Origin of the sequence: Vibrio sp. SCSIO 43086 (assembly GCF_051132235.1) — a bacterium.
GTDB classification, from domain to species: Bacteria; Pseudomonadota; Gammaproteobacteria; order Enterobacterales; family Vibrionaceae; genus Vibrio; species Vibrio diabolicus.
This window is the reverse complement of record NZ_CP072678.1, coordinates 25517-47726: the sequence shown is the minus strand read 5'-3', so window position 1 is coordinate 47726 and position 22210 is coordinate 25517. Positions and strand designations below refer to the sequence as shown.

Genomic DNA, 22210 nt, shown 5'->3' with positions numbered 1-22210 from the left:
CTATAGTTTTCTGTATAGAAACCAAAAACCTGTCACGCAGATGACGATAATAGAAAGGAAGCATAGAGATGGAACGAGAATGCATGGAGTTTGATGTCGTGATCGTGGGAGCCGGACCTGCGGGCTTAAGTGCCGCTTGTCGCCTAGCTCAACTTAGCCAAGAGAGTGAAGGTGACGCACTTTCAATTTGCGTTGTAGAAAAAGGCTCAGAAGTGGGCGCACATATTTTATCTGGCGCTGTTTTTGAAACTAATGCCTTGGATGAACTTTTCCCCGATTGGAAAGAAATGGACGCCCCGCTATCAGCCTCAGTTCAGCAAGACCATTTCCTTTATCTTACTACTGAGCAAAACCATATTCGCGTCCCTCATTTCCTTACGCCACGTCCAATGATAAATGGCGAAAATAATTATGTAATTAGCCTTGCCAACCTTTGCCGTTGGCTCGCTAACCAAGCAGAAAGTCTTGGGGTGGAAGTTTTTCCTGGCTTTGCCGCTGCAAGCATCAATTATGATCAGACTGGCGCCGTGACAGGCATTAATACGAGCGATATGGGACTAGATAAGAACGGCCAAGTCAAACCTAACTTTGAGCCAGGTATCGAGCTAAAGGCAAAATACACCCTTTTTGCTGAAGGTTGTCGCGGACACCTGGGTAAAGAACTTATTCAAAGGTTCGACCTAGACGCAGGCAAGCAACCTCAGCACTACGCGCTTGGCTTAAAAGAGATATGGGAATTACCCTCTGACAGCAAGGATGTATCTGGCAGTGTTATCCACTCCGCTGGCTGGCCTTTGAGCGAGACAAATACCACTGGCGGCGGTTTTCTATATCATATGGAAAACAACCAAATCGCGGTCGGTTTGATCGTAGATTTAAACTACAGCAACCCTTACTTAAGCCCGTTTGACGAGTTTCAACGCTTTAAGCATCATCCAGCTATCAAGCAACACCTAAAAGGTGCCCAACGTATCGCATATGGTGCAAGAGCCATTGCAAAAGGTGGACTTTCTTCTCTGCCGAAACAGCAATTCCCCGGCGGTTTATTGATTGGTTGTGATGCAGGCACTTTGAATGTCGCTAAAATTAAAGGCAGCCACACAGCCATTAAGTCCGGAATCATTGCAGCAGAAGCAGTACATACTGCCCGACAAACTGGGGCTTCTGAGCCAGACTACCAGTCATTGTTTGAATCATCATGGTTGTATGACGAGCTCGCCGAAACACGTAACTTTGGTGCGAACATCCACAAGTTTGGCAGCATACTGGGCGGTGCACTTTCGACCTTTGAGCATAACCTATGGCAACCACTGGTTAAGAAGCCGTTACCTTGGACTGTCAAGGACTATTCGTACGATCACGAACAGTTAAAACCTAAACAAGAGTGCCAACCAATTACATACCCAAAACCAGATGGTGAAATCAGTTTTGATAAGCCTTCGTCGGTATTTTTGTCGGGAACACAGCACGAAGAGAACCAACCTTGCCACCTTGTTCTGACTTATCCTCACATTCCAATTGATGTGAATTTGGGTATGTATGACGAGCCGAGCCAGCGCTATTGCCCTGCAGGGGTTTACGAAGTGGTGGAAGTTGAGAGTAAGTTGAAGTTTCAGATAAATGCCGCCAACTGCGTGCATTGCAAAACCTGTGACATCAAAGATCCTTCACAGAACATCACATGGAAAGCGCCAGAAGGTGGTGGCGGACCAAGCTATCAAAACATGTAATCAAAGAACCACTTAAAGTGCAGAAGCAGTGCATTTACTACTGCTAATTTTTAAAGTGGTTAAACAAAAAGTCGGTAGCTAGCCGCGGCAGAAATAAAAAATAGCACCTGATGATTCAATCAGGTGCTATTTACTAAAATAACTTTATCTTCAGGTAATATTAATCCACGCTAAAAACTTGGTGATGGAACAGCTGATCAACGATTTCATGAGATGTCGCTGACGACCCTAGCTCCAACCCTGATAAATCAAAGTTCTCTAATGCCACGGACATTGTGTTGCTGTCTTCTCCAGTAATCGTCAAATTCAGAGTATCTTGGGCACTATCGTAGTCTGCGCTTACGTGTTCCAACAAGTTATCCATATCCGTTGTGTCGTCACCGACAAACTCAAGAATGTCACTCAAATCCAGCTTGTCTTCATCCAGCCTAAAGTCTTTAATCACATCTCTTGATGACGTCATGTCCAGTGATTCTTGAGTAAAGGTGAAGGTGTCAATACCCTCTCCACCTGTCAAGATGTCACTGCCTAGACCTCCCGTCAGGATATCGTTTCCAAGCCCACCAACCAGAATGTCATCGCCTGCGCCACCATTCAACGTATCTTCACCTGCTTGTCCTAGCAAAATATCAATGCTTTCGCCACCGGTGATGCTATTCGCAAACTCATCTCCCACCGACGCATGGCGCTCAGTTTGCACAATATCGGTGCCAGAATCGTTCAATGTAAGTGTAAAGACGTTTTCACTTATGCCACCTTTACCATCAGACACTTTAAACAAGAAATGCAAATCCGCCTGCTGGTCTCCCTGTAGAGTAAGCTCATCGCTTTGAGTAAAGCTATAACTGCCATTGGATGACACTTCCAAAGTGCCGAACGCTGTCTGGATATGAAGCTGACCATCTACGTCACTGGTTGAAGAAACTAACGGCTGATTTACGGTTACACCGTGCAGATCTGCGCCCAACAGAGTGAAATCGCCTTCTGCCAAAGAAACGGTCATGCTATCACCATCAGCGTCCTGGCTTCCCGCCAGTAACTCACCGGCAATTGGATCGGGAGAGAACTGGTTTAGGTACTGCCCCAAGTCTTCACCTGAGTCGATAAACACCACTTTGTCGCTAAGCTCATCTAGAGCCTCTGCTGCTTTGACATTATCAGAGAGAGCAATACCAATCCCATATACCTTGGCGTCATGAGTCTGTTTGTAATCCTCCCAGCGCTCGGCTAGATCAGGAGAAGTAACAGCGCCCTCGCTAGGGTTGGGTTCGCCATCTGAGATAAAGAATATGGTGTCCTTACTCTCTGACGGTTTTTCTGGACCGAAATAGTCCCAACCATCCTGCCAAGGGTAAACGGCATTACTTGCCTCACCAGGCTCCATTACAGCCTCTAAAGCTTTATCGTAATCCGTATTGGTACCGTATTCTACGTCACACCAGTTGCGCACATATTCTGAAACTTCATTTTGGAAACTTAAATCGTTTGGATCACGGCCATTCATCTCTGGTGGGCGTGTCATCAACTCAACTTCACTCAAAGTCAGCCAGCTATGTGTGGATGTATCACCGTCGAAACGTACCAGGCGGATATAGGTATTTGATTCTCCTCCATCGGCAATCATGTTTTCAACCATGGAATGTAACGCTGCTGCTGCTTTGTAAGCTCTCGATTCAGTTTTCGGTGCGGTTGCATCACGACCCACGGTATTCTCACCGTCAAAGGTACGGGTCATGCTGTTCGAGTGGTCGAACACTACCGTCACTTTATTGATCGGTAAGTCTTCCATCTGAGCAAAGCCCTGAACTGGAGATGAGGTTGGGGCATGGTTCTCAGTGACATTCAGGATAACCTGAGTTGTATCGGTATCCACACCATCGCTTGCAGACACTTCCAACTGATACGTTTGCTGAGTCGAGTGATCCAGTTTTACACCATCTTTCAGCCAAATCTCACCACTATTAGAGTCAACACGGAATAGATCAGCATCACCACCACTCAATTCATACTTTATGGTGTCACTGCCATCCGGATCAAACGCTTCCACCTGGCCGACTAATACCCCAACTTCTTGCTCAGCGACGTCAAAGCTTGCTGTATCTTCTGTTGGCATACCGTTGGCATCGGTGCCATGGGTTTGGTCTGTATCACCGACACTGATGAATTCTGGTGCGCGATCTCGGATATCAATGGTAACTTCACTATTTGTAGTATCACCGTCAGCATCGATAACCGTAACGTCAAGCTTCTCTTGTTGATGACCTACAACATTGCTCGCTTGATAGTCGTAGTGACCATTTTCAAAGTTAATGGTCAGCTTGCCGTGGTTGGTATCAATTTGCGCCAGAGAATGATCCGATATTTTCGTGCCATCGCTGGTAGTGACATCACCGTTTATTTTGTTGTAGTAATATATCTCGCCATCGATAGTGATGTGATCTACCCACTGAGCATCACCGCCATTGTCATCCAGAAGGTTACCTTGCAACTGGCCTGAGACCGTTTTGCTAAGCAAATCCCCAATCTGAGAATCATCTACAACGACAATAGCACTGCCTTTATCTGTCGCGATCGACTCCAGGTGTTCCAGAGACGCACCATTACCGATACCGACAGACCAGATATTTTCAACATCCTGACCGCTACTGCTGATGCCATTTTCCATCGCATTTTGCAGAATGATGCCCTCTTCTTCAGAAGTAGGCTGAACCCGACCATTCACTATGTCCTGATAACGCTGTTCACTTTCAAAATCATCTGATGTTGACCACTTAATCAAGTTTTCACGGGTTTGAATTTCTCCCACGTTCGTTTGATTTGTCCAATAGGTAAAATCGGAAGGTCGACCATCTGAGATAAAGTAAAGCTGGGTATCGGTATTACTAAGCAATGCGTCATCTTCTGGATCACTAAGTATTTCATTTATTTGGTCAACGGCCTGGTTATATGGCGTCGATGCATATGGATGTATACCAGAGATAAAGGCATCAATGGCCTCGGCAGAATCTAGCCACTCAGAAATCTGGCCAGATGGTTGTCCGCTGTAAGTTGCAATTCTAAAACTTACTGGACCCAAATCTTGGTATTGCTCAAACATTGACTTAATAGAGTCTTGAGCAAGTTGCCAGCGAGTAACATATTGTCCGTCTGCATCTGTTACCCAGTCGAGCATTGATTCTGACGCATCAAGTGCAATCACAACACTATTACTTTGTGAATCAACATCATTTATTTCGTAGTGAGCTGAAGACGATGACGGTAATGAATCCATTACATTCAGATGCAAGGTGGCACTCTCAGACTGACCTCCGGCATCCACCTCGACGCTAGCGCGGATATCCAGCATGTCCGCCCCCTGCTCCGCATGATCAAGAGGCATATGTTGATCAACTGTGAAATGACCCGTTTTGCTATCTATGTTGGCTTGAACCACTTTGATGCGGTCGGCGCCTGTTCCAGTATAACCAGTTAGAGTGCTCTGATCTGCACTCACTTCAAACACGACCTCTTTACCATCGCTGGTGAAACCACCTAGGTTTTGCTCGGCGTTGAAGTGATATTCAGCCTCCGTTGCAGACCCGAGGTTTGCGATAAAGTTGCCTTCAGAATGTACGCCAGTATCCGTGCCAACTTGAGATTCATCCAATGCTGCGTGTGCATCACTGAGCGACATAGGCTCACCCATCACACTAACGGTAACTTTTGCTTTATCAGTCAGACCGTCGTCATCACGGATGGTGTATTCGAAGGTATAATCTTTCACTTCACCCGTTTTCAGGGTTTGTTGATCAGCTGGCAGTGACTCTAGGTACTTGGCCGCATCAAAGACCAATTTACCATCTTGCAGACTGAGGAAACTTTCTGATGGATAGTCGATAATAGTCAGAGCGTCACCATCCGGGTCGCTGTCATTCGCCAGAACATCCAGCTCTAACGTGCCTGAGCCGTTGGTCTGGTAAGCGTCATCAAAGGTCGTCAGGTCCGCTGATACCTGAGTAATAAAGTACTCTGAGCCTTTAGGATCAATGACACCGTCTTTATAGCTGGTAGTAGACATTTCAATACTATCGAAGAAACGCCCATCTGCATTGATGTTGACTACTTGATTACCACCACGGGTACCTTCAAACACACCTGTCGCAACCAAGTCACCTTTGTAGTAAGCCTTCCAAACACCGCGCTCAATACCAGGCTCCCAGCTACCGTTCGAAGTGTCTGTCCATAGGTTTTTCACTTCAACTTCAGCATGATCGGCAACCTGACCATTAGCAAAGGAGAAGCGCATTGCTTCACTTTGTCCAGTTGCATCATCATATCGAATCTGACCATCTTGAACCCGGTCTGAGCCGCTGTCTAGCGCAGAACTAACGCCATATTTGTGGTCGCCGTCACCAACATAATCAGCTTTCGATGCATCAGAAACCTTGTTTCCAGATCGAGTATCAATCACATAATAATCAACTGCGATATCAGTGCTATCATCCCAGTTGCTCTGGTCAAGTGTCTTGGTTGTTTTTTCAATGCCCTTATCATCTTCAGCAATAGGGGCTTCATTAATATCGCGAACCAACACTTCGACCTGAGCGGTGTCTTTACCGCCAAACTGGTCACGAGCTTCCACTTCTAGCTGGTAGTTATCGATAGATTCATGGTCCAGATTTGCACCATTTTTGACACTGATCTCACCAGTAAGACTGTTGATTTCAAACAGTTCGCTATGACCGTTTAAGTGATACGTTATCTGACTGTCCTGATCGACATCGAATGCATTTACTTTTCCAATTACACCCGATTGACTGTTTTCATCAACGCTAAACTGGTAACTATCGATGTCGGTTTTACCTTGAGCATCCAGACCAAAGTTGTCATTACTCCCACTAACAAATTCAGGAGCATCATTAGTGCCCGTAATATCAATCACGATGTTTTGTTGTGTGCCATCGGTCGCCGTGAGGGTGATGGTGTCTTGTACCTGATCACCCTCGTCTAGCTGTTGAACCTGGCTTTGGTCCAGCGTATACGTCCACTGCCCGTCCACCAATGCTAGCTCACCGTAGGTGCCCGTAACGGTAGTGTTGCTAAACACTGGCTCATCGCCATTATCAACATCAGAGATGGTGATGGTGCCTGTTGCGGTTGCGACATCACCGAGATTGCCTTCGGTCACCTTGCCGGTGAACGTACCCGTCACGACTGGCTTGTCTTCGGTGCCCGTAATATCAATCACGATCTTTTGTTGGGTGCCATCGGTCGCCGTGAGAGTGATGGTATCTTGCACCTGCTCACCCTCGTCCAACTGCTGAACCTGGCTTTGGTCCAGCGTATACGTCCACTTCCCGTCCACCAATGCTAGCTCACCATAGGTGCCCGTAACGGTGGTGTTTGCAAAAATCGGATCGTCGCCGTTATCAACATCAGAGATAGTAATGGTACCTGCTGCGGTCACAACATCACCGAGATTGCCTTCGGTCACCTTGTCGGTGAACGTATCCGTCACGACTGGCGTGTCTTCGGTGCCCGTAATATCAATCACGATCTTTTGTTGGGTGCCATCGGTTGCCGTCAGGGTGATGGTGTCTTGTACTTTTTCACCCTCGTCCAACTGTTGAACATGGCTTTGGTCTAGCGTATACGTCCACTTTCCATCCACCAATACCAACTCACCATAGGTGCCCGTAACGGCAGTGTTGCTGAACACTGGCTCATCGCCATTATCAACATCAGAAATAGTAATGGTACCTGTTGCGGTCGCGACATCACCGAGATTGCCTTCAGTCACCTTACCGGTGAACGTGCCCGTCACGACTGGCGCGTCTTCGGTGCCCGTAATATCAATCACGATGTTTTGTTGGGTACCGTCGGTTGCCGTAAGAGTGATCGTGTCTTGCACCTGGTCACCCTCGTCCAACTGTTGAACCTGGCTTTGGTCTAGCGTATACGTCCACTTCCCATCCACCAATACTAGCTCACCGTAGGTGCCCGTAACGGTAGTGTTGCTGAACTCTGGCTCATCGCCATTATCAACATCAGAAATAGCAATGGTACCTGTTGCGGTCGCGACATCACCGAGGTTGCCTTCGGTCACCTTGCCGGTGAACGTACCCGTCACGACTGGCGTGTCTTCGGTGCCCGTAATATCAATCACGATCTTTTGTTGGGTGCCATCGGTTGCCGTAAGAGTGATCGTGTCTTGCACCTGGTCACCCTCGTCCAACTGTTGAACATGGCTTTGGTCTAGCGTATACGTCCACTTCCCATCCACCAATACTAGCTCACCGTAGGTGCCCGTAACGGTAGTGTTGCTGAACTCTGGCTCATCGCCATTATCAACATCAGTAATAGCAATGGTACCTGTTGCGGTCGCGACATCACCGAGGTTGCCTTCGGTCACCTTGCCGGTGAACGTACCCGTCACGACTGGCGTGTCTTCGGTGCCCGTAATATCAATCACGATGTTTTGTTGGGTGCCATCGGTTGCCGTAAGAGTGATCGTGTCTTGCACCTGGTCACCCTCGTCCAACTGTTGAACATGGCTTTGGTCTAGCGTATACGTCCACTTCCCATCCACCGATACTAGCTCACCGTAGGTGCCCGTAACGGCAGTGTTGCTGAACTCTGGCTCATCGCCATTATCAACATCAGTAATAGCAATGGTGCCTGTTGCGGTCGCGACATCACCGAGGTTGCCTTCGGTCACCTTGCCGGTGAACGTACCCGTCACGACTGGCGTGTCTTCGGTGCCCGTAATATCAATCACGATCTTTTGTTGGGTGCCATCGGTTGCCGTAAGAGTGATGGTATCTTGCACCTGGTCACCCTCGTCCAGCTGTTGAACCTGGCTTTGGTCCAGCGTATACGTCCACTTCCCATCCAACAATACCAACTCACCGTAGGTGCCCGTAACGGTGGTGTTTGCAAAAATCGGATCGTCGCCGTTATCAACATCAGAGATAGTGATGGTGCCTGTTGCGGTCGCGACATCCCCGAGATTGCCTTCGGTCACCTTGCCGGTGAACGTACCCGTCACGACTGGCGTGTCTTCGGTGCCCGTAATATCAATCACGATGTTTTGTTGGGTGCCATCGGTCGCCGTGAGAGTGATGGTGTCTTGTACCTGGTCACCCTCGTCCAGCTGTTGAACCTGGCTTTGATCCAGCGTATACGTCCACTGCCCGTCCACCAATACCAGCTCACCATAGGTGCCCGTAACGGTGGTGTTTGCAAAAATCGGATCGTCGCCGTTATCAACATCAGAGATAGTAATGGTACCTGCTGCGGTCACAACATCACCGAGATTGCCTTCGGTCACCTTGCCCGTGAATGTGCCCGTCACGACTGGCGCGTCTTCGGTGCCCGTAATAGAGATCACAACTTCATGCTCAGTGCCATCTACAGATAAAACGGTAATACTTCTGATGATTGGGTCACTGTCATGATCCAAAGCCTGCACTTCTTCGTGCTCATTATTCAGCTGATAATTCCAGTTACCGAAAGCATCAATTGAGAAGACGCCCCAATAACTATCTTGAACCTCACTCTGTGATTGGAATAATGCTTCACCTGTATTTGGATCAGTAACACTGAGGTTGCCAGAAGTTCCAAGCGTCACGTCTTCTTGAACGGCACCTCTATCTTCACCATCAATCAACGCTTCAGTTTCACCAAGCTCTGAGGTTGTGAATCGAGAAATATTAAATAGCGTTGTACTTTGCTCTGTCGTCACGCCGGCGGTTTCAAAAAAAGTACTTGCTAGTACTTCTGCCCCCGTTCGTTCAACAGTACCAGAGGCCGTCAAACTTGAACCCGTAACTTCACCAGCTTCAGTAGCATATTCATCACCTAGTTCACTCGGGTCTTGTCCTTTTTCGATGGCCTCTAATATTTTCGCAAGCTTGTCGGTAGAATCAGTTTGAGCTTCACCTTCTGTGTCAGCAATATATACATGCTGAGGTTGGATCTTCCCCTCTACTAATTCAACGACCACTTCTCCCGGTAACAAGTTTTCTTTAGACGCAAAAGCTTTAATTTGACCATCTAGGCCGATTACAACATAGGTTTGTGCGGTTAATTTTGATGGTCCAACCAAGAGCTTATACCTCATTTAGTAAATACAAAAATCTCAAAGTCCATAAAACTAAGAAAGTAATAAGACTTATTTTCAAGAAGCGATATACACAATTGGGCGTAAGCTAGCATCAATTAACCCATCTAAAACACGCAATTATCCTATCAATAATTTTCATGTTTTAAATTTGTTTTATTTTGCACTGTAAAAACATATGTTATGCGACCTATTTTTAATATTTTTTAAACTTGTCATTAAATTTTCATTGAAATAGCAGCTTACATTCCAAAAAAGCAAGCAAAAGGAAACGTTTGCCTTGGGTAACATTAGTAATCTTTAATATTTATTTTTGAAAAATAACTGGCGTTAAATTATTTGGGGAGATTTTAGTGAAGCTAAGTAATATTAGTATCGCGTGTTTTGGTTTGCTAATACCACTGGTTTCTAGCGCACAAACTTTAGAACAAGCAATAGCGACAACATTTGCAACGAACCCTGATATCAAAAGTGCGTTTAACGAGTATATGAGTAGTCGTTATATTATCGATAAATCACGTGGAGCATATAAACCTAGTCTCGATATTGACGCGGGTATCGGTTACGAGAGCATTCACCCTTCCGACTCTACTGGTAAGAGTGATACCGAGATGACCCGTAAAGATATGGCAATTACTCTTACCCAGTTGATCTGGGATGGTTCAAAAACCCTATATGACATTGACCGTACCTCTGCAGATGCAGAGTCTGTGCGTTATCAGTTACTTGCAGATGCCCAAAATGTTGCGTTAGAAGTCATCAAAGCTTATTTGGATGTAGTAAAAACACAAAAGCTGACTGCGCTTTCCACTAGCAACCTAAACACACATAAGCGAATTTATACTGATATTAAAAAGCGTACAGAGTCAGGAATTGGCTCAGTTGCCGACCTTAACCAGGTTAAAGCTCGTTTAGCAAAAGCTCAAAGTAATGTTTTAGCTGCACAAAATAACCATAAAGACGCTCAAACAGCATTCTTTCGCTTAGTTGGTGAAGCACCAACTAACCTTATTTTTCCGCACGCAGACCAAAACTTTATCCCCAATTCTCTAGACGAGGCCCAATCGCAGGCTTTTGACAATCATCCTGTCATAAAAATAGCACTCGCAGATGTCGATTCTGCCAGGTTCCAATATAAACAAGCAGATGCAAACTATTTCCCAGTCATCTCATTTGAAGCGAAACAAAGCTGGAACGATGATGTAGGAGGAGTAAATGGTCTCAACTCTGAAACACAAGCAATGCTCCGTGTCCGATACAACCTTTACAACGGTGGCCGAGACTCTGCAAACAGTGACAGTATGGCCTACCAACTCAATAAAGCGAAAGACCTCAGAGAGCGAGCATACCGAAGTGTGGAGCAAGAGCTCCGCCTTTCTTGGAGCGCTCTTGAGCTGACTAAACAACAAAAGTCTTTTTTAATACAACACGTTGATTCCATGTCAAACACCGTTATTGCATACCAAAAACAATATCGTATTGGAAAGCGCACCCTACTTGATCTGCTGAACACTGAAAACGAGTTGTTTGAATCACGCAAAAACTACTTAGAAACACAATTTGCGCAGCAATACGCACAATATCGAACCCTGACTTCAACCGGGCAGCTTTTAGACGCATTGCGCGTCGACATACCGGAAGAGTGGACTCAATCGGTGGAGTACTAAATACAATGAAAAAGAATCTTCTAATCACTCTGGCTTTAGTCATAATGAGTCATCATAGTGCATACGCAAAAGATGAGCTGGCGTACATTCCTATACCAAAGGCGAATCAGATTGCTGACCTAAACGACTTGGACCAAGATGGTGTGATAAACGCTCGTGATCTTTGCGCAGGTACTCCAATAGGGGCAGAAGTGGACAATGATGGTTGTGAAACCTATTTGCATAAAGAAGAGCAATACCAACTTAAGATTTTGTTTGATAATGACTCTGCTCTTATTAACCAAATTTTTAAAAACAAGATAGATGAGTTGGCTGCATTTCTTAAAAAGTATCCAACCACTTCTATAGAGATACAAGGATACGCAAGTAAGGTAGGACGCGCAGAATACAATTTAAACCTATCTCGCCATCGTGCAGAGAATGTACGCAATCTATTGATAAAAAAAGGAATCCCGGGTGACCGCCTCGCAATTATTGCTTTTGGCGACACACAGTTAGCAGAGCCGGGTATGGATCGTGTCAGCCACGCATTAAACCGCCGCGTTACTGCCACTGTTGTCGGCCAGCAAGGGATGGTTAAAGATGAGTGGACGATATTCACTACCTTCCCAGAAGTAAAATAAACTTATACCCCTGCTTATTTGCATAGATGAGTGGGGGTATTTTCATGTCATTACGCCTAACTAATTAGACACAACTAATAAAACAAACACTAACATTAATCATAACTCACTAATATTATAGTAAAAATTAAAAAGTGAGCCTTTACTCTATATTAGTAGTAATATATTAGAGTCAAAATGAAAAATACCAATACTTTTAAATGGGAAGAAGATAAGCCAATCAATAACACTGAGGGGTTTAAGCAATCACCTTTCTTCACCACAATATGAAATCAATTTATTATATAGCTTTAATAAATCAATCATCTATTGAGGAAACATAATAAAACATGACAGAAACATGTCTTCGTAGATTGAGCCAGTTATTAAAACATTACAAACACTCTCAAACGTATCAGGTAAACCTCGACGATTTAGAACTGGTTTTTTCAACCTCTAGACGCAACATATCTAATATACTGAGAATACTTGACAGCTACAATTGGATCCATTGGGAGCCAGGTCGTGGCCGTGGGAAAGCCAGCACACTAAAAGTGACGGTAACAATACATCAAGCCCTCTACTTTACGATTCGTAATGAAATCAACAATGGTAGCTTTGACGTCATCTCGAGGTTACTTGAGCATTACCGTAGCACTGCTGTAAGCGCACTTAGCCAAGCACTCGCAGAAGTTTCAGAAGAAAACAAAGATTCAAATACACTCATCGTCAGCCAGTATCCTTGGGTAGATGAGCTAACCCCTTCACTGACTTATCGCTTTTCAGAACTGCAGGTAATACGCAGCTTGTATGACACCCTATTTACCGTTGATCACTACGGTCAATTAAAAAATCACCTCGCTTGTGAGTACAAAAATGAAGGCAGTTGTATATATATTTGGCTCCGCCCTGATATCTACTGTCACGATGGGCTAACATTACAAGTAGAAGATGTCGTACACTCTTTAAATAAGCTCGTTACAACAGATGGCCCCGTCCAAAAATTACTTCAGCAAGTCACTCGTATCAGCTTCGATAATGCCAAACAAGCTATACGTATTGACTTAAAGCAGCCTAATAACTTATTCATTTACTGCTTAGCAACCGCAAATGCGTCTATCACTACTCGACGTCAGAAGAGCTTTAAAGGTCGCAGTATCACAATAGGTACTGGCCCGTTTGTACTTAGGCATTGGGATACCAACAAAATAGTACTGAAGAAACATCATAACTATTTCGCAAAAAAGGCATTATTGGAGCAAATAACGCTCTCTCATCAAGGGACTGAGCTGGATCAATACATCAGTTATAATCAGGAAACTGACGATACCGAATGTTATATGATTCAGGCATTTTCTTTTCTAGCACGTAATCGTCACGCCGAGTGCTCACTAAGCGAGCAAACTTGGCAGCGCCTATTTTCTTTTATCGAGAGTCGTAGATTTGAATTTGCCAAAGCGAATGGCTTGGAAACGATGCACATTCTCGATGATAACTCTCACAACGAGAGTGTTCCTCAGCTTGAGGGAACGTTAGTCATAACCCATCCAAAGTGGACGATTGATTATTTAAGTAAAGCGAACCAATGGATCGTAGATTTAATCCGTCAAACTGGGTTGCATGTAGAATTTGTGGAGCTAACTGACGCTAGTAATCCTCAACTTGTAAAAGAACAAGCCGACTTGCTCTTTGTCGAAGATGTCATTGAGCCACCTTTAACCTATGGAATTTATGAGTGGCTATTAACAGGTACAGGTATTCGATTTGCTCTTCACTCTGATGAATTTGAACAGCATGTTAATCACGTACACGATGCAGTCTCAGATCCCACGCCTGAAAAACGTTTGGAGGGAATACTCTCGGAGCTCAGAGCTGATACAACAATCTTACCATTGTTCTGGGGGCAAGAAAAAATCACCAGAGCGAAAGGTGTAAGCGGTGTTCAACTCCGTAAATCTGGGTACAGTGATTTCTACAAACTAAGAGTCAGAACCGGACAAGACTAATCTGTTAGAAGCTTCTGTTTGCTAATTACTTTTGTAATCTACGATGTGAGTTTTCAAAATAATGCTTAATCGCATTAAGCGAGCACAAAATTGAACTCACCGACGACACGACCATCAATGTTGACAGGCTCAAACTGCAAATAATCACGGGCTTTTCCGCCCCACCACTCGTTACCAGTTCGCCCTTTCAAATAAAGCTGAGTCGTTAACAGCTCTTTCTCTCCACGCCACAATTTTACGTGGATGTGGGGAGGTCGAGAGCTATATGGAACCGGAAATAACGTTTGAAAAAGGTAATTCCCATCTTCGTCAGTTAAAACTGCACCAAAGCCTGCAAAGTGAGGATCAAACTTATTATTGTTAGGTTGATTCGGATGTTCATAGATGCCTTGTCCATCACATTGCCATATTTCTATTTTCATTCCAGACAATGGGTTTCCTGCTTTATCCATTACCTTACCCTGAAGAAAAATGGGCTCACCAATAAGACCTTTCGACTGCAAAATCAAATTTTGACGAAATGGCACTGGAACCACGGGATAGAATGGTCCTTCCGTTTGAGGCGGTGTCGGCTTCATTGGGCTAGCGGATTTTAGCGAAGGCGCAAATATTAGCGACCATAAAGCTAAGAAGTGTCGACGTTCCATATCATCACCAGTGATTGTTTGCCTTACTTAAGTTTGGTGATTCTTGATGATTTTTCCAGCGTAGCAGTACACTAAAACAAACATGCCTCTGTTCAGGGCAACGCTGAACAGAGGCATTTACAAATTAGCTACTAATAATTAAACGGCTTCAAAGGCTAGTGCTTTCTTCTCTACCTGACGGAAGATAAGAGTGAGCAAACCATTTACGGTTAAATAAAATGCGCCTGCAATACCAAATACCGTCAACGTATCGTAAGTTTGTGCGTTAATGCGCTGCGCGTAACCCATCAGATCCATGATCGTGATCGTGCTCGCTAATGACGTGCCTTTGAAGACCAAAATCACTTCGTTCGAATAAGCCGGAACGGCACGACGAATAGCGTATGGCAGCAGCACTTTTAGCGTTGCGGTTTTGTTCATCCCTAGAGCACGACACGCTTGCCATTGACCAGAAGGAATCGCGTTAAACGCGCCTTTAAACAGCTGAGTGCTGTACGCTGCGGTATTAAGCGCTAACGCTAACATCGCACAGAACCAAGGTTGGCTTAACCATGTCCAAAAAACACTTTCTCTCACTACATCAAACTGACCCGGACCGTAGTAAACCAAGAAGATCTGTACCAACAAAGGCGTACCAGTAAACAAGGTGATGATGCCACGGCTTACCCAATGCAAACCCGGAGTACGTAGGATCAGAGTCAGCGTCATCATCAAAGCTAAGAGGCAGCCGACAACCAAGGAAGCGGCGGTTAATTGAAGGCTAGTACCTAAGCCATCCACCATTTGCCAAACGTGTTGTTCGTTCATGCGGTTGCCTCCTGTCCCATGCTCATGCCTTGAATTGAGAACTTCTTATCAATCAGTTTGACGGCACGTTGTGTAATCAAAGTGATGCCTAGGTAAATCGCCGCAGCGGTTGCGTACCATGTAAAAGCTTCATGCGTCGCAGCAGACGTTAGCTGCGCTTGTTTCAACAAATCCGTTACGCCAATCAGTGATACAAGCGCGGTATCTTTCAACAGAACCAACCATTGGTTAGTTAAACCTGGTAGCGCGTGTCTTACTGCTTGTGGCAAAACAATGCGAACAAAAGCATGTGCCTGACTGACGCCGAGTGCACTTGCTGCTTCTCTCTGCCCTCTTCCAACGGCTTTTAACGCGCCACGTAGAGTTTGAGAAGCATAAGAAGCGAAGATTAACGACAACGCCACCACGCCAGACAAAAACGGGCTAACTTCAATAAAGTCGCCGGTGATTAAAAACAGAACCTGCGTCGAACCAAAATAGATGAACAACACGACAAGGATTTCTGGCAAGCCACGGACAATCGTCACAAATGCCGTCATTGGCCATTTAACGAAAACGCGGCGAGACATTTCACCACTGGCGAATACCACTGCCAGAATCAAACCGACTAAAAGGCTTGTGAAGGCTAGCTGGACAGTCATCCAACTAGCTTGAACAAGCGATAAAGAGTAACCCGTTAGTGCCATATTACTTACCGAAGTACTTGTTGTAGATTACGTCGTATTCGCCGTTCGCTTTCACTGTTTTCAGTGCCGTGTTCAGCTTGTTCACTAGCTCATCGTTACCTTTGTTTACTGCGATACCGAAACCGTTACCGAAATATTTAGGGTTGGTTACGTGCTCGCCCACGTATGCTAGATTGTCTTCTTTCTTGAACCATTCAGCTACGACTGCTGTATCACCAAATACAGAATCAATACGACCGTTCTTCATATCGATGAATGCGTCTTGGTAGCTAGAGTAAGGAACCGCTGTTACGCCCGGCATTTGCTCAATCAGGTAACTTTGGTGTGTTGAACCGTTTTGAACACCAACGCGCTTACCTTCTAGTGCTTTTTGATCAGCAACTTTTTCTTTGATAGAAACAAACGCTGCAGAGTTTTCATAGTATGCATTCGTGAAATTCACTTGCTCCAAACGCGCCTCAGTAATATCCATTGCAGAGATAGCCGCATCGTAGCGCTTGAATTTTAATGCAGGGATCAGGCTGTCAAAAGATTGATTGTGGAAGGTACATTTTGCTTCCATTTCTTTACATAGTGCGTTCGCCAGATCCACATCAAAACCTTGAATTTGGTTGTTTTCATCCATGTATTCGAACGGTGCGTAAGTTGCTTCCATCGCGAATTTGATCTCTTCTTGTGCTGCTGCGTTTGCTGCCATAGTTGCAGAAGAAAGGCCGATTAGTGAAGCTAGTAGAATCTTTTTCATTGCAATACTCCGTGTGTACTTAGTGGGCTGACACTCGCAATGACAGCCGAGCTTATCTGTTAAATAGACTGAACTTTAAAAACGTAATTTAGTGATTTAGGTAGTCAGCAAACTGGGCGGTTTGCGGGTTAGAAAACGAATCATTTGTGCCGTGCTCGACGATGTATCCTTTTTCTAGATACAGTACGTGGCTAGCGATTTTTTTAGCAAAATCGACCTCATGCGTTACTACGACTTGGGTGATGCCAGTTTCGCTTAAATCTTTAATAATCTTAACGACTTGGTTAGTAATTTCCGGATCAAGCGCAGCGGTCGGCTCATCAAAAAGCAAGACTTCCGGTTTCATCATCAATGCACGAGCAATCGCCACACGTTGTTGCTGACCACCAGAAAGCTGCATCGGCCATGCATCCGCTTTGTCTGCCAAATGCAGCGTTGCGAGAATTTGCATTGCTTGGTTCTTCGCTTCTTCTTTATCCATGCCAGATACTTTTACCGGAGCCTCAATCAGGTTCTCCATCACTGTCATGTGCGGCCATAAGTTGTACTGCTGGAACACCATGCCTACTTTACGACGAAGTGCTAAACCTTGTTTCTCTTTGATTTCAGTAGAGAAATCAAAAACATCATTTGCGATGTTTAGCTTGCCGTTATCCGCGCCTTCAAGAAGGTTAAGAACACGCAGTAGAGAGCTCTTACCTGCGCCACTTGGACCGAGTAAAACCAGTGTTTCCCCGCTTTCACACTTAAAGCTGACATCGTGAAGCACTTGTGTCTCACCGTAGGATTTATTGATTCCGCTTACCTGAATAGTCATGCTGACATACCGCATTAATTGTCACTTGGTATTTATATTACTCAATTGGACTTTTTATGCAATAAAAATGTATAAAAATTTAATTTGTTAATTTTTTGTATGATCAGCAACCACCAAGACAGAGTATCTGACTGGTTTGAAGAGTTAGTTTTAACTGAATTTGTTGAAGAAAAATCCAACAACATGGTGACGACCGAAACAAGGTTAAAATGGTGGTTACTTTTGTGCTGACGTGTAGAGGAAGCTTTGAGTCTATGAGGATGATCTATTCCAAGTACACCCGCTCATTTTTGCACAGCATCCCCTGTTGATTTTCCTGTAAAATCCTCAATCGGCGGGGTACTGATTACGGCTTCGCGAATGGACTATAATTTCTCTTTGTACTCTGACTCTTAATTTGAGTCATCTAAGTATTAATGGGATAACTCCATGTTGAAGTCGCATTGTTTTTCTCTCGTTACACTCGCTTCTCTGAGCTTGCTTTCTGTACCCAACGTTTGGAGTAGAACAGCAATCGTGTTACCTGGGTTGCATGAACAGGGTATTGATCTTCAAGATAAGCCTATCTCTGCTGCCGCTGCACTTGAATGGGAGTTGGATAATGCCGATATCGTGTTTGGAGCTTACGAAAATAAGAGTGATAACGAGCGTGTAAAAGCGCTTGGTTACATGTACAACCAAAAGCTGGAACTTAACTCAGGTTGGCTGGAAAACGATATACGTAACCAAGCAGAAATAAATAACATCGATTATGAGGACTTTTTTCTTCATTTTTCGGAAGACACTATCCTAGCTGAAGTCGACTCAAGCAATGGTGAAAATACCTTACTCAATCGAAAACCGATGATCGTTGGCTATACGACTAGCGCTGACCACGCCGGTTTTTGGCTATATCAACCACCGCCATGGGATGCTGATGTATTCGGTCAGGCGAATAATGGTGGTGCCCTCTATGTTTATCACTCAGAGAAGTTCGACCGCCTAACCCTTACGTTTTCCCAGTTTGCTCAAGGTGGCAACTTCATAATTGAATACCCTTCTGCTATCGACTCGTTTGGTCAGGTATCGGAGTGGAAGCCCTTTGATATTAAAAAAGATAGAACACAGGGCATGACCAAAGACCAAACAGTAAACTGGTCTGTTCCTTCGGATTGGGTTCGCGCAACAACGCATGATGGTAGCGGAAAAACCTATGGTGGCGGTCAGTACTTTGGTTCCACTTTTTTACGCGATGGTGGCCGTCTATACGTGGCGCGAGTGACTTGGCATGACGACAACATAGAAAACCGCCCACGTCTCGAAAACATTCAACTCAAAGATAGCTTCCCTGTCGTCAATGTCTCAGGAGCACCAACGGAGACACCTGAAGGTCAAACCATTCAACGCTGGCGACAAATTCGTGGCTTCGACAAATCTGCAGATCGAAACCAAGACAATTATCTTTCTTGGCATGAATACAAAAACCGTTCGAATAAGAATGCAACGGCACGATTTCGTTGGGAGTCACGGGTTATTCCATTTGGTCGTATGTGGAATCAAACCTCTTCTTGGGCATTGACCAATCTCGGCAATCCCGTTTTTACCAATACAATGCGCCACTATTACCAAGCTGAATGGGCGAAACAAGGTTTAAATGGTGCGTACAACGACGACACGAATAAGTTACTCGGAGAAAATCAGTTCTACGTTTATTCCGGTGGTACGGTGGATGAGCTTGGTTTGGTGGCGGGTAGCCAAGCTGCTGACGATGCGTACCAAGCGCAATTCTCGGCGTTCTTAAACAAATTGGCGACGCTGGATGCGGATGCGTTAATTGGCCTCAACATAGGCGCGGCCAACTTATTCGGTCGTAACGGCCAAAACCACTTGGTTGGTGCTGGCTCCTTGTACTTGCGCGAGCATTACCTTTTCCCTTCTACCGGCTTTAGTGGCTATGCTGGCTTGGCTAAGTTTTGGGACAACTCTTCTCTCGCCAAAGTTGGCCAGAAAGTGATTTATCAAGCAACAACGCGTTATGGTCGCGTTCAATACTTTGGTAACACAGAAAACAATTGGAAGCAGGACCAATATTCTGCACTAGCGGTGTTCTACTTAAACTATCACCCTGAGCGCAGTTACTTTAATCAGTGGAACAATGGCTACTTATATGGAAGTAATAACACAACAGGTGACAACTTCTGGAAGGCAGGCGTACCAAAGAATATTGCTTATCAACCTAGCACCTTGCTTGCCGTTGATTTAGGTACACCAGCCAATCAAATCCCAGATGGGTATCAGGCGACTCCGCTAATGATGTCCACCAGCACGCCCTATTCCGCCGATTACACGGTGATTGGAGATGCTTCTATGAGCAAAGTGGCTCATCCTGACTTGCCTAATGGCGCTATCGAATTGTTACCAACCCATACGTACTTTGCGTATCGCTCAGACGATACGGTAGTGATGCATGGCCCTACGGAGATGGTGTTAGCCCGAGAATTCACCAAAGGCCGAGTGCTGTATCGGACTGATTTCTTTGGCAAGAATATCGATTACTTCTCCTCACCGAAGATAACTATCGCACTTCCAGAGCCTATGCGACCTGTAGATCAAGACGGTAACATCGGCGACTATGTTTCTCACATTGAGATCGGCGGCTACGAAGGGGTGTTCTTGCTGTATTAACTCCCTTTCAACCACTCTCACTAAACGCTTCATAAATAGCCGTTTTTATGCTTAACGTCACTGAAAAAACCTTGTTCACTGAATCTTTATAAACCGATGTATATACTGAAGTAAATGACAACGACAAGGAAATTCAGTCACATGAAGACGACACCTTCAATGCTCTCTGTTCTGCTGCTATCAGCATTATCAACTCATGCAAATGCAGATGAATGTGGAAAAATAACCATCGCGGATATGAATTGGAATTCGGCCAGCTTAATGGCGCACATCGACCAATTTGTCTTAAATGAAGGCTACCAGTGCGATGCGGAATTGATCCCTGGTGATAGCGTTCCTACGGGCACCTCTATGATTGAAAAGGGACAACCTGACGTTGCGCCAGAGTTATGGACAAACGGCATTAAAGAAGCGCTTGATAAAGGCATTGCGGATAAACGCTTGCGCATCGCTGGTGAGTCGCTTGTCAATGGCGGTGAAGAAGGCTTTTGGGTTCCCGCCTATCTGGTAAAACAGTATCCAGAGCTCGCGACGATAGAAGGCGTCATTAAACACGCCAAGCTGTTTGAACACCCTGAGGATGATGACAAGTTCGCCTTTTATAGCTGCCCTGCTGGTTGGACATGCCAAATCACCTCCGGTCACTTGTTTAATGCATTAGGGTTAAGTGAGCACGGCTTTGAGATGGTTGACCCAGGCTCTGGCGCAGCATTAGCTGGCACCATCGCCAAAGCCTATGATCGCAAAATGCCTTGGTTTGGTTACTACTGGTCACCAACACCCGTATTGGGCAAGTATGATATGGTCAAAGTGGATTTTGGTAGCGGAACGGATCTGGAAGAGTATCGCAACTGTACCACCCAGCCTGATTGCGCTTCACCAAAAGTAACAATGTACCCACCTTCTCCAGTTCGCACAGTAACAACTGAGGCGTTTGCGAGCAAAGAACCCCAAGCATTCGCGTACTTGCAGAAACGCGGATTTACCAACGAGCAAATGAGTGAAATGCTGGCCTGGATGGAAGATAACTACGCGGACGGTGAAGAAGCGATGTTTTACTTCTTTAATACCTACCCTGACTTATGGAAAGGTTGGGTATCTGAAGACGTAGCGATGAAGATCGAAAAAGCGCTCTAGTGATTGACGTCTAACTCGTACCAAATAATTTAGCCTCCCATACCGTTTGAATAAATAGTATTGGAGGCTAATCAACGATTCGTTAATACATGGTGTGACCATTCAATGTTTCTTTAGGAATCTCTTGCAGAGCGTCCCAATGTTCGACGATTTTCCCATTATGATCAAAACGAAAGAAATCCATCGTCACGTATTCAATATCATTAGGCCATGTTTGGTGAGTGTGTAGTGCCACCAAATTCCCCTCAGCAATGGCTCGCACAAACGTAATGTCTTTATTGGGATACTCGTTTTGCATCCGCTCAAAATACTCGATAAAAGCCTCAGGGCCATTTCCAACTAATGGATTGTGCTGAATGTACTCATCGCCAACGTAGTCTTCAACTGCCTTTTTTGGATTACCTCGATAGGCGGTTTCGTAAAACGCAATGGCATTTCTTTTGTTCTCTTGCAGGTCCATTTTTCTTCCCTATGTCGCTCTACTTGGTATTTAACGATAATCATAGCCTTAGAACCTAAGAAGTGACCGAACATCGCGCACAAAAAAGGCCGCTAAACCGCAGCCTTCATCACTTGAAACTTGGAATCGCTGTCCCTTCAG

13 protein-coding genes are annotated in these 22210 nt (G+C 45.1%); 6 read left to right on the top strand and 7 right to left on the bottom strand.

Annotated features, from left to right (window positions below):
• Positions 1-68 precede the first annotated feature (68 nt).
• Positions 69-1730 (top strand): electron transfer flavoprotein-ubiquinone oxidoreductase, encoded by a 1662-nt coding sequence (locus tag J8Z23_RS16465; RefSeq protein WP_432609390.1) that lies wholly within the window; start codon positions 69-71, stop codon positions 1728-1730.
• Between the two features lie 160 nt (positions 1731-1890).
• On the opposite strand, the gene J8Z23_RS16460 is transcribed toward J8Z23_RS16465, so the two are convergent.
• Positions 1891-9816, bottom strand: coding sequence for a VCBS domain-containing protein (locus tag J8Z23_RS16460; protein ID WP_434635546.1), 7926 nt, complete (start codon positions 9814-9816; stop codon positions 1891-1893).
• A gap of 368 nt (positions 9817-10184) precedes the next feature.
• Here J8Z23_RS16460 and J8Z23_RS16455 point away from each other — a divergent pair, with 368 nt between their 5' ends.
• From J8Z23_RS16455 to J8Z23_RS16445, 3 genes are all read left to right on the top strand, one after another.
• A complete protein-coding gene (locus J8Z23_RS16455; protein WP_048625183.1) occupies positions 10185-11498 on the top strand; it encodes a TolC family outer membrane protein in 1314 nt (437 codons plus the stop codon).
• A 5-nt stretch (positions 11499-11503) separates the two neighbouring features.
• On the top strand, positions 11504-12121 hold the full coding sequence (locus tag J8Z23_RS16450; protein WP_085343652.1) for an OmpA family protein: 618 nt from the start codon (positions 11504-11506) through the stop codon (positions 12119-12121).
• A 329-nt stretch (positions 12122-12450) separates the two neighbouring features.
• Positions 12451-14106 (top strand): ABC transporter substrate-binding protein, encoded by a 1656-nt coding sequence (locus tag J8Z23_RS16445; protein WP_434635545.1) that lies wholly within the window; start codon positions 12451-12453, stop codon positions 14104-14106.
• Between the two features lie 74 nt (positions 14107-14180).
• Here J8Z23_RS16445 and J8Z23_RS16440 read toward each other — a convergent pair whose 3' ends face one another.
• The 5 genes from J8Z23_RS16440 to artP form a co-directional block, all read right to left on the bottom strand.
• Positions 14181-14753 carry a protocatechuate 3,4-dioxygenase gene (locus J8Z23_RS16440; RefSeq protein ID WP_434635544.1) on the bottom strand — a complete coding sequence of 191 codons (573 nt, stop codon included), beginning with the start codon at positions 14751-14753 and terminating at the stop codon, positions 14181-14183.
• A 138-nt stretch (positions 14754-14891) separates the two neighbouring features.
• Complete coding sequence (gene artM, locus J8Z23_RS16435; RefSeq protein ID WP_048625186.1) at positions 14892-15560, bottom strand: arginine ABC transporter permease ArtM; 669 nt, start codon at positions 15558-15560, stop codon at positions 14892-14894.
• Complete coding sequence (gene artQ, locus J8Z23_RS16430; RefSeq protein WP_053808019.1) at positions 15557-16246, bottom strand: arginine ABC transporter permease ArtQ; 690 nt, start codon at positions 16244-16246, stop codon at positions 15557-15559. The genes artM and artQ overlap by 4 nt, the downstream gene beginning before the upstream one ends.
• Before the next feature lies 1 nt (position 16247).
• Positions 16248-16991 (bottom strand): arginine ABC transporter substrate-binding protein, encoded by a 744-nt coding sequence (locus tag J8Z23_RS16425; protein ID WP_005390934.1) that lies wholly within the window; start codon positions 16989-16991, stop codon positions 16248-16250.
• Positions 16992-17079: 88 nt separating this feature from the next.
• Positions 17080-17808, bottom strand: coding sequence for an arginine ABC transporter ATP-binding protein ArtP (gene artP, locus J8Z23_RS16420; RefSeq protein ID WP_101911867.1), 729 nt, complete (start codon positions 17806-17808; stop codon positions 17080-17082).
• 429 nt (positions 17809-18237) lie between these two features.
• Here artP and J8Z23_RS16415 point away from each other — a divergent pair, with 429 nt between their 5' ends.
• A complete protein-coding gene (locus J8Z23_RS16415) occupies positions 18238-20472 on the top strand; it encodes a hypothetical protein (RefSeq protein ID WP_434635542.1) in 2235 nt (744 codons plus the stop codon).
• Positions 20473-20613: 141 nt separating this feature from the next.
• Positions 20614-21609 carry an ABC transporter substrate-binding protein gene (locus J8Z23_RS16410; RefSeq protein ID WP_046873632.1) on the top strand — a complete coding sequence of 332 codons (996 nt, stop codon included), beginning with the start codon at positions 20614-20616 and terminating at the stop codon, positions 21607-21609.
• An 82-nt stretch (positions 21610-21691) separates the two neighbouring features.
• On the opposite strand, the gene J8Z23_RS16405 is transcribed toward J8Z23_RS16410, so the two are convergent.
• Positions 21692-22069, bottom strand: a complete 378-nt coding sequence (locus J8Z23_RS16405; protein ID WP_048625191.1) for a nuclear transport factor 2 family protein — start codon at positions 22067-22069, stop codon at positions 21692-21694.
• Positions 22070-22210 lie beyond the last annotated feature (141 nt).

Coding starts and splice junctions, on each gene's coding strand:
- artP (WP_101911867.1), bottom strand. CDS start 17,808: ATGACTATTCAGGTAAGCGGAATCAATAAATCCTACGGTGAGACACAA.
- J8Z23_RS16450 (WP_085343652.1), top strand. CDS start 11,504: ATGAAAAAGAATCTTCTAATCACTCTGGCTTTAGTCATAATGAGTCAT.
- J8Z23_RS16415 (WP_434635542.1), top strand. CDS start 18,238: ATGTTGAAGTCGCATTGTTTTTCTCTCGTTACACTCGCTTCTCTGAGC.
- J8Z23_RS16410 (WP_046873632.1), top strand. CDS start 20,614: ATGAAGACGACACCTTCAATGCTCTCTGTTCTGCTGCTATCAGCATTA.
- J8Z23_RS16440 (WP_434635544.1), bottom strand. CDS start 14,753: ATGGAACGTCGACACTTCTTAGCTTTATGGTCGCTAATATTTGCGCCT.
- J8Z23_RS16465 (WP_432609390.1), top strand. CDS start 69: ATGGAACGAGAATGCATGGAGTTTGATGTCGTGATCGTGGGAGCCGGA.
- artQ (WP_053808019.1), bottom strand. CDS start 16,246: ATGGCACTAACGGGTTACTCTTTATCGCTTGTTCAAGCTAGTTGGATG.
- J8Z23_RS16445 (WP_434635545.1), top strand. CDS start 12,451: ATGACAGAAACATGTCTTCGTAGATTGAGCCAGTTATTAAAACATTAC.
- artM (WP_048625186.1), bottom strand. CDS start 15,560: ATGAACGAACAACACGTTTGGCAAATGGTGGATGGCTTAGGTACTAGC.
- J8Z23_RS16405 (WP_048625191.1), bottom strand. CDS start 22,069: ATGGACCTGCAAGAGAACAAAAGAAATGCCATTGCGTTTTACGAAACC.
- J8Z23_RS16425 (WP_005390934.1), bottom strand. CDS start 16,991: ATGAAAAAGATTCTACTAGCTTCACTAATCGGCCTTTCTTCTGCAACT.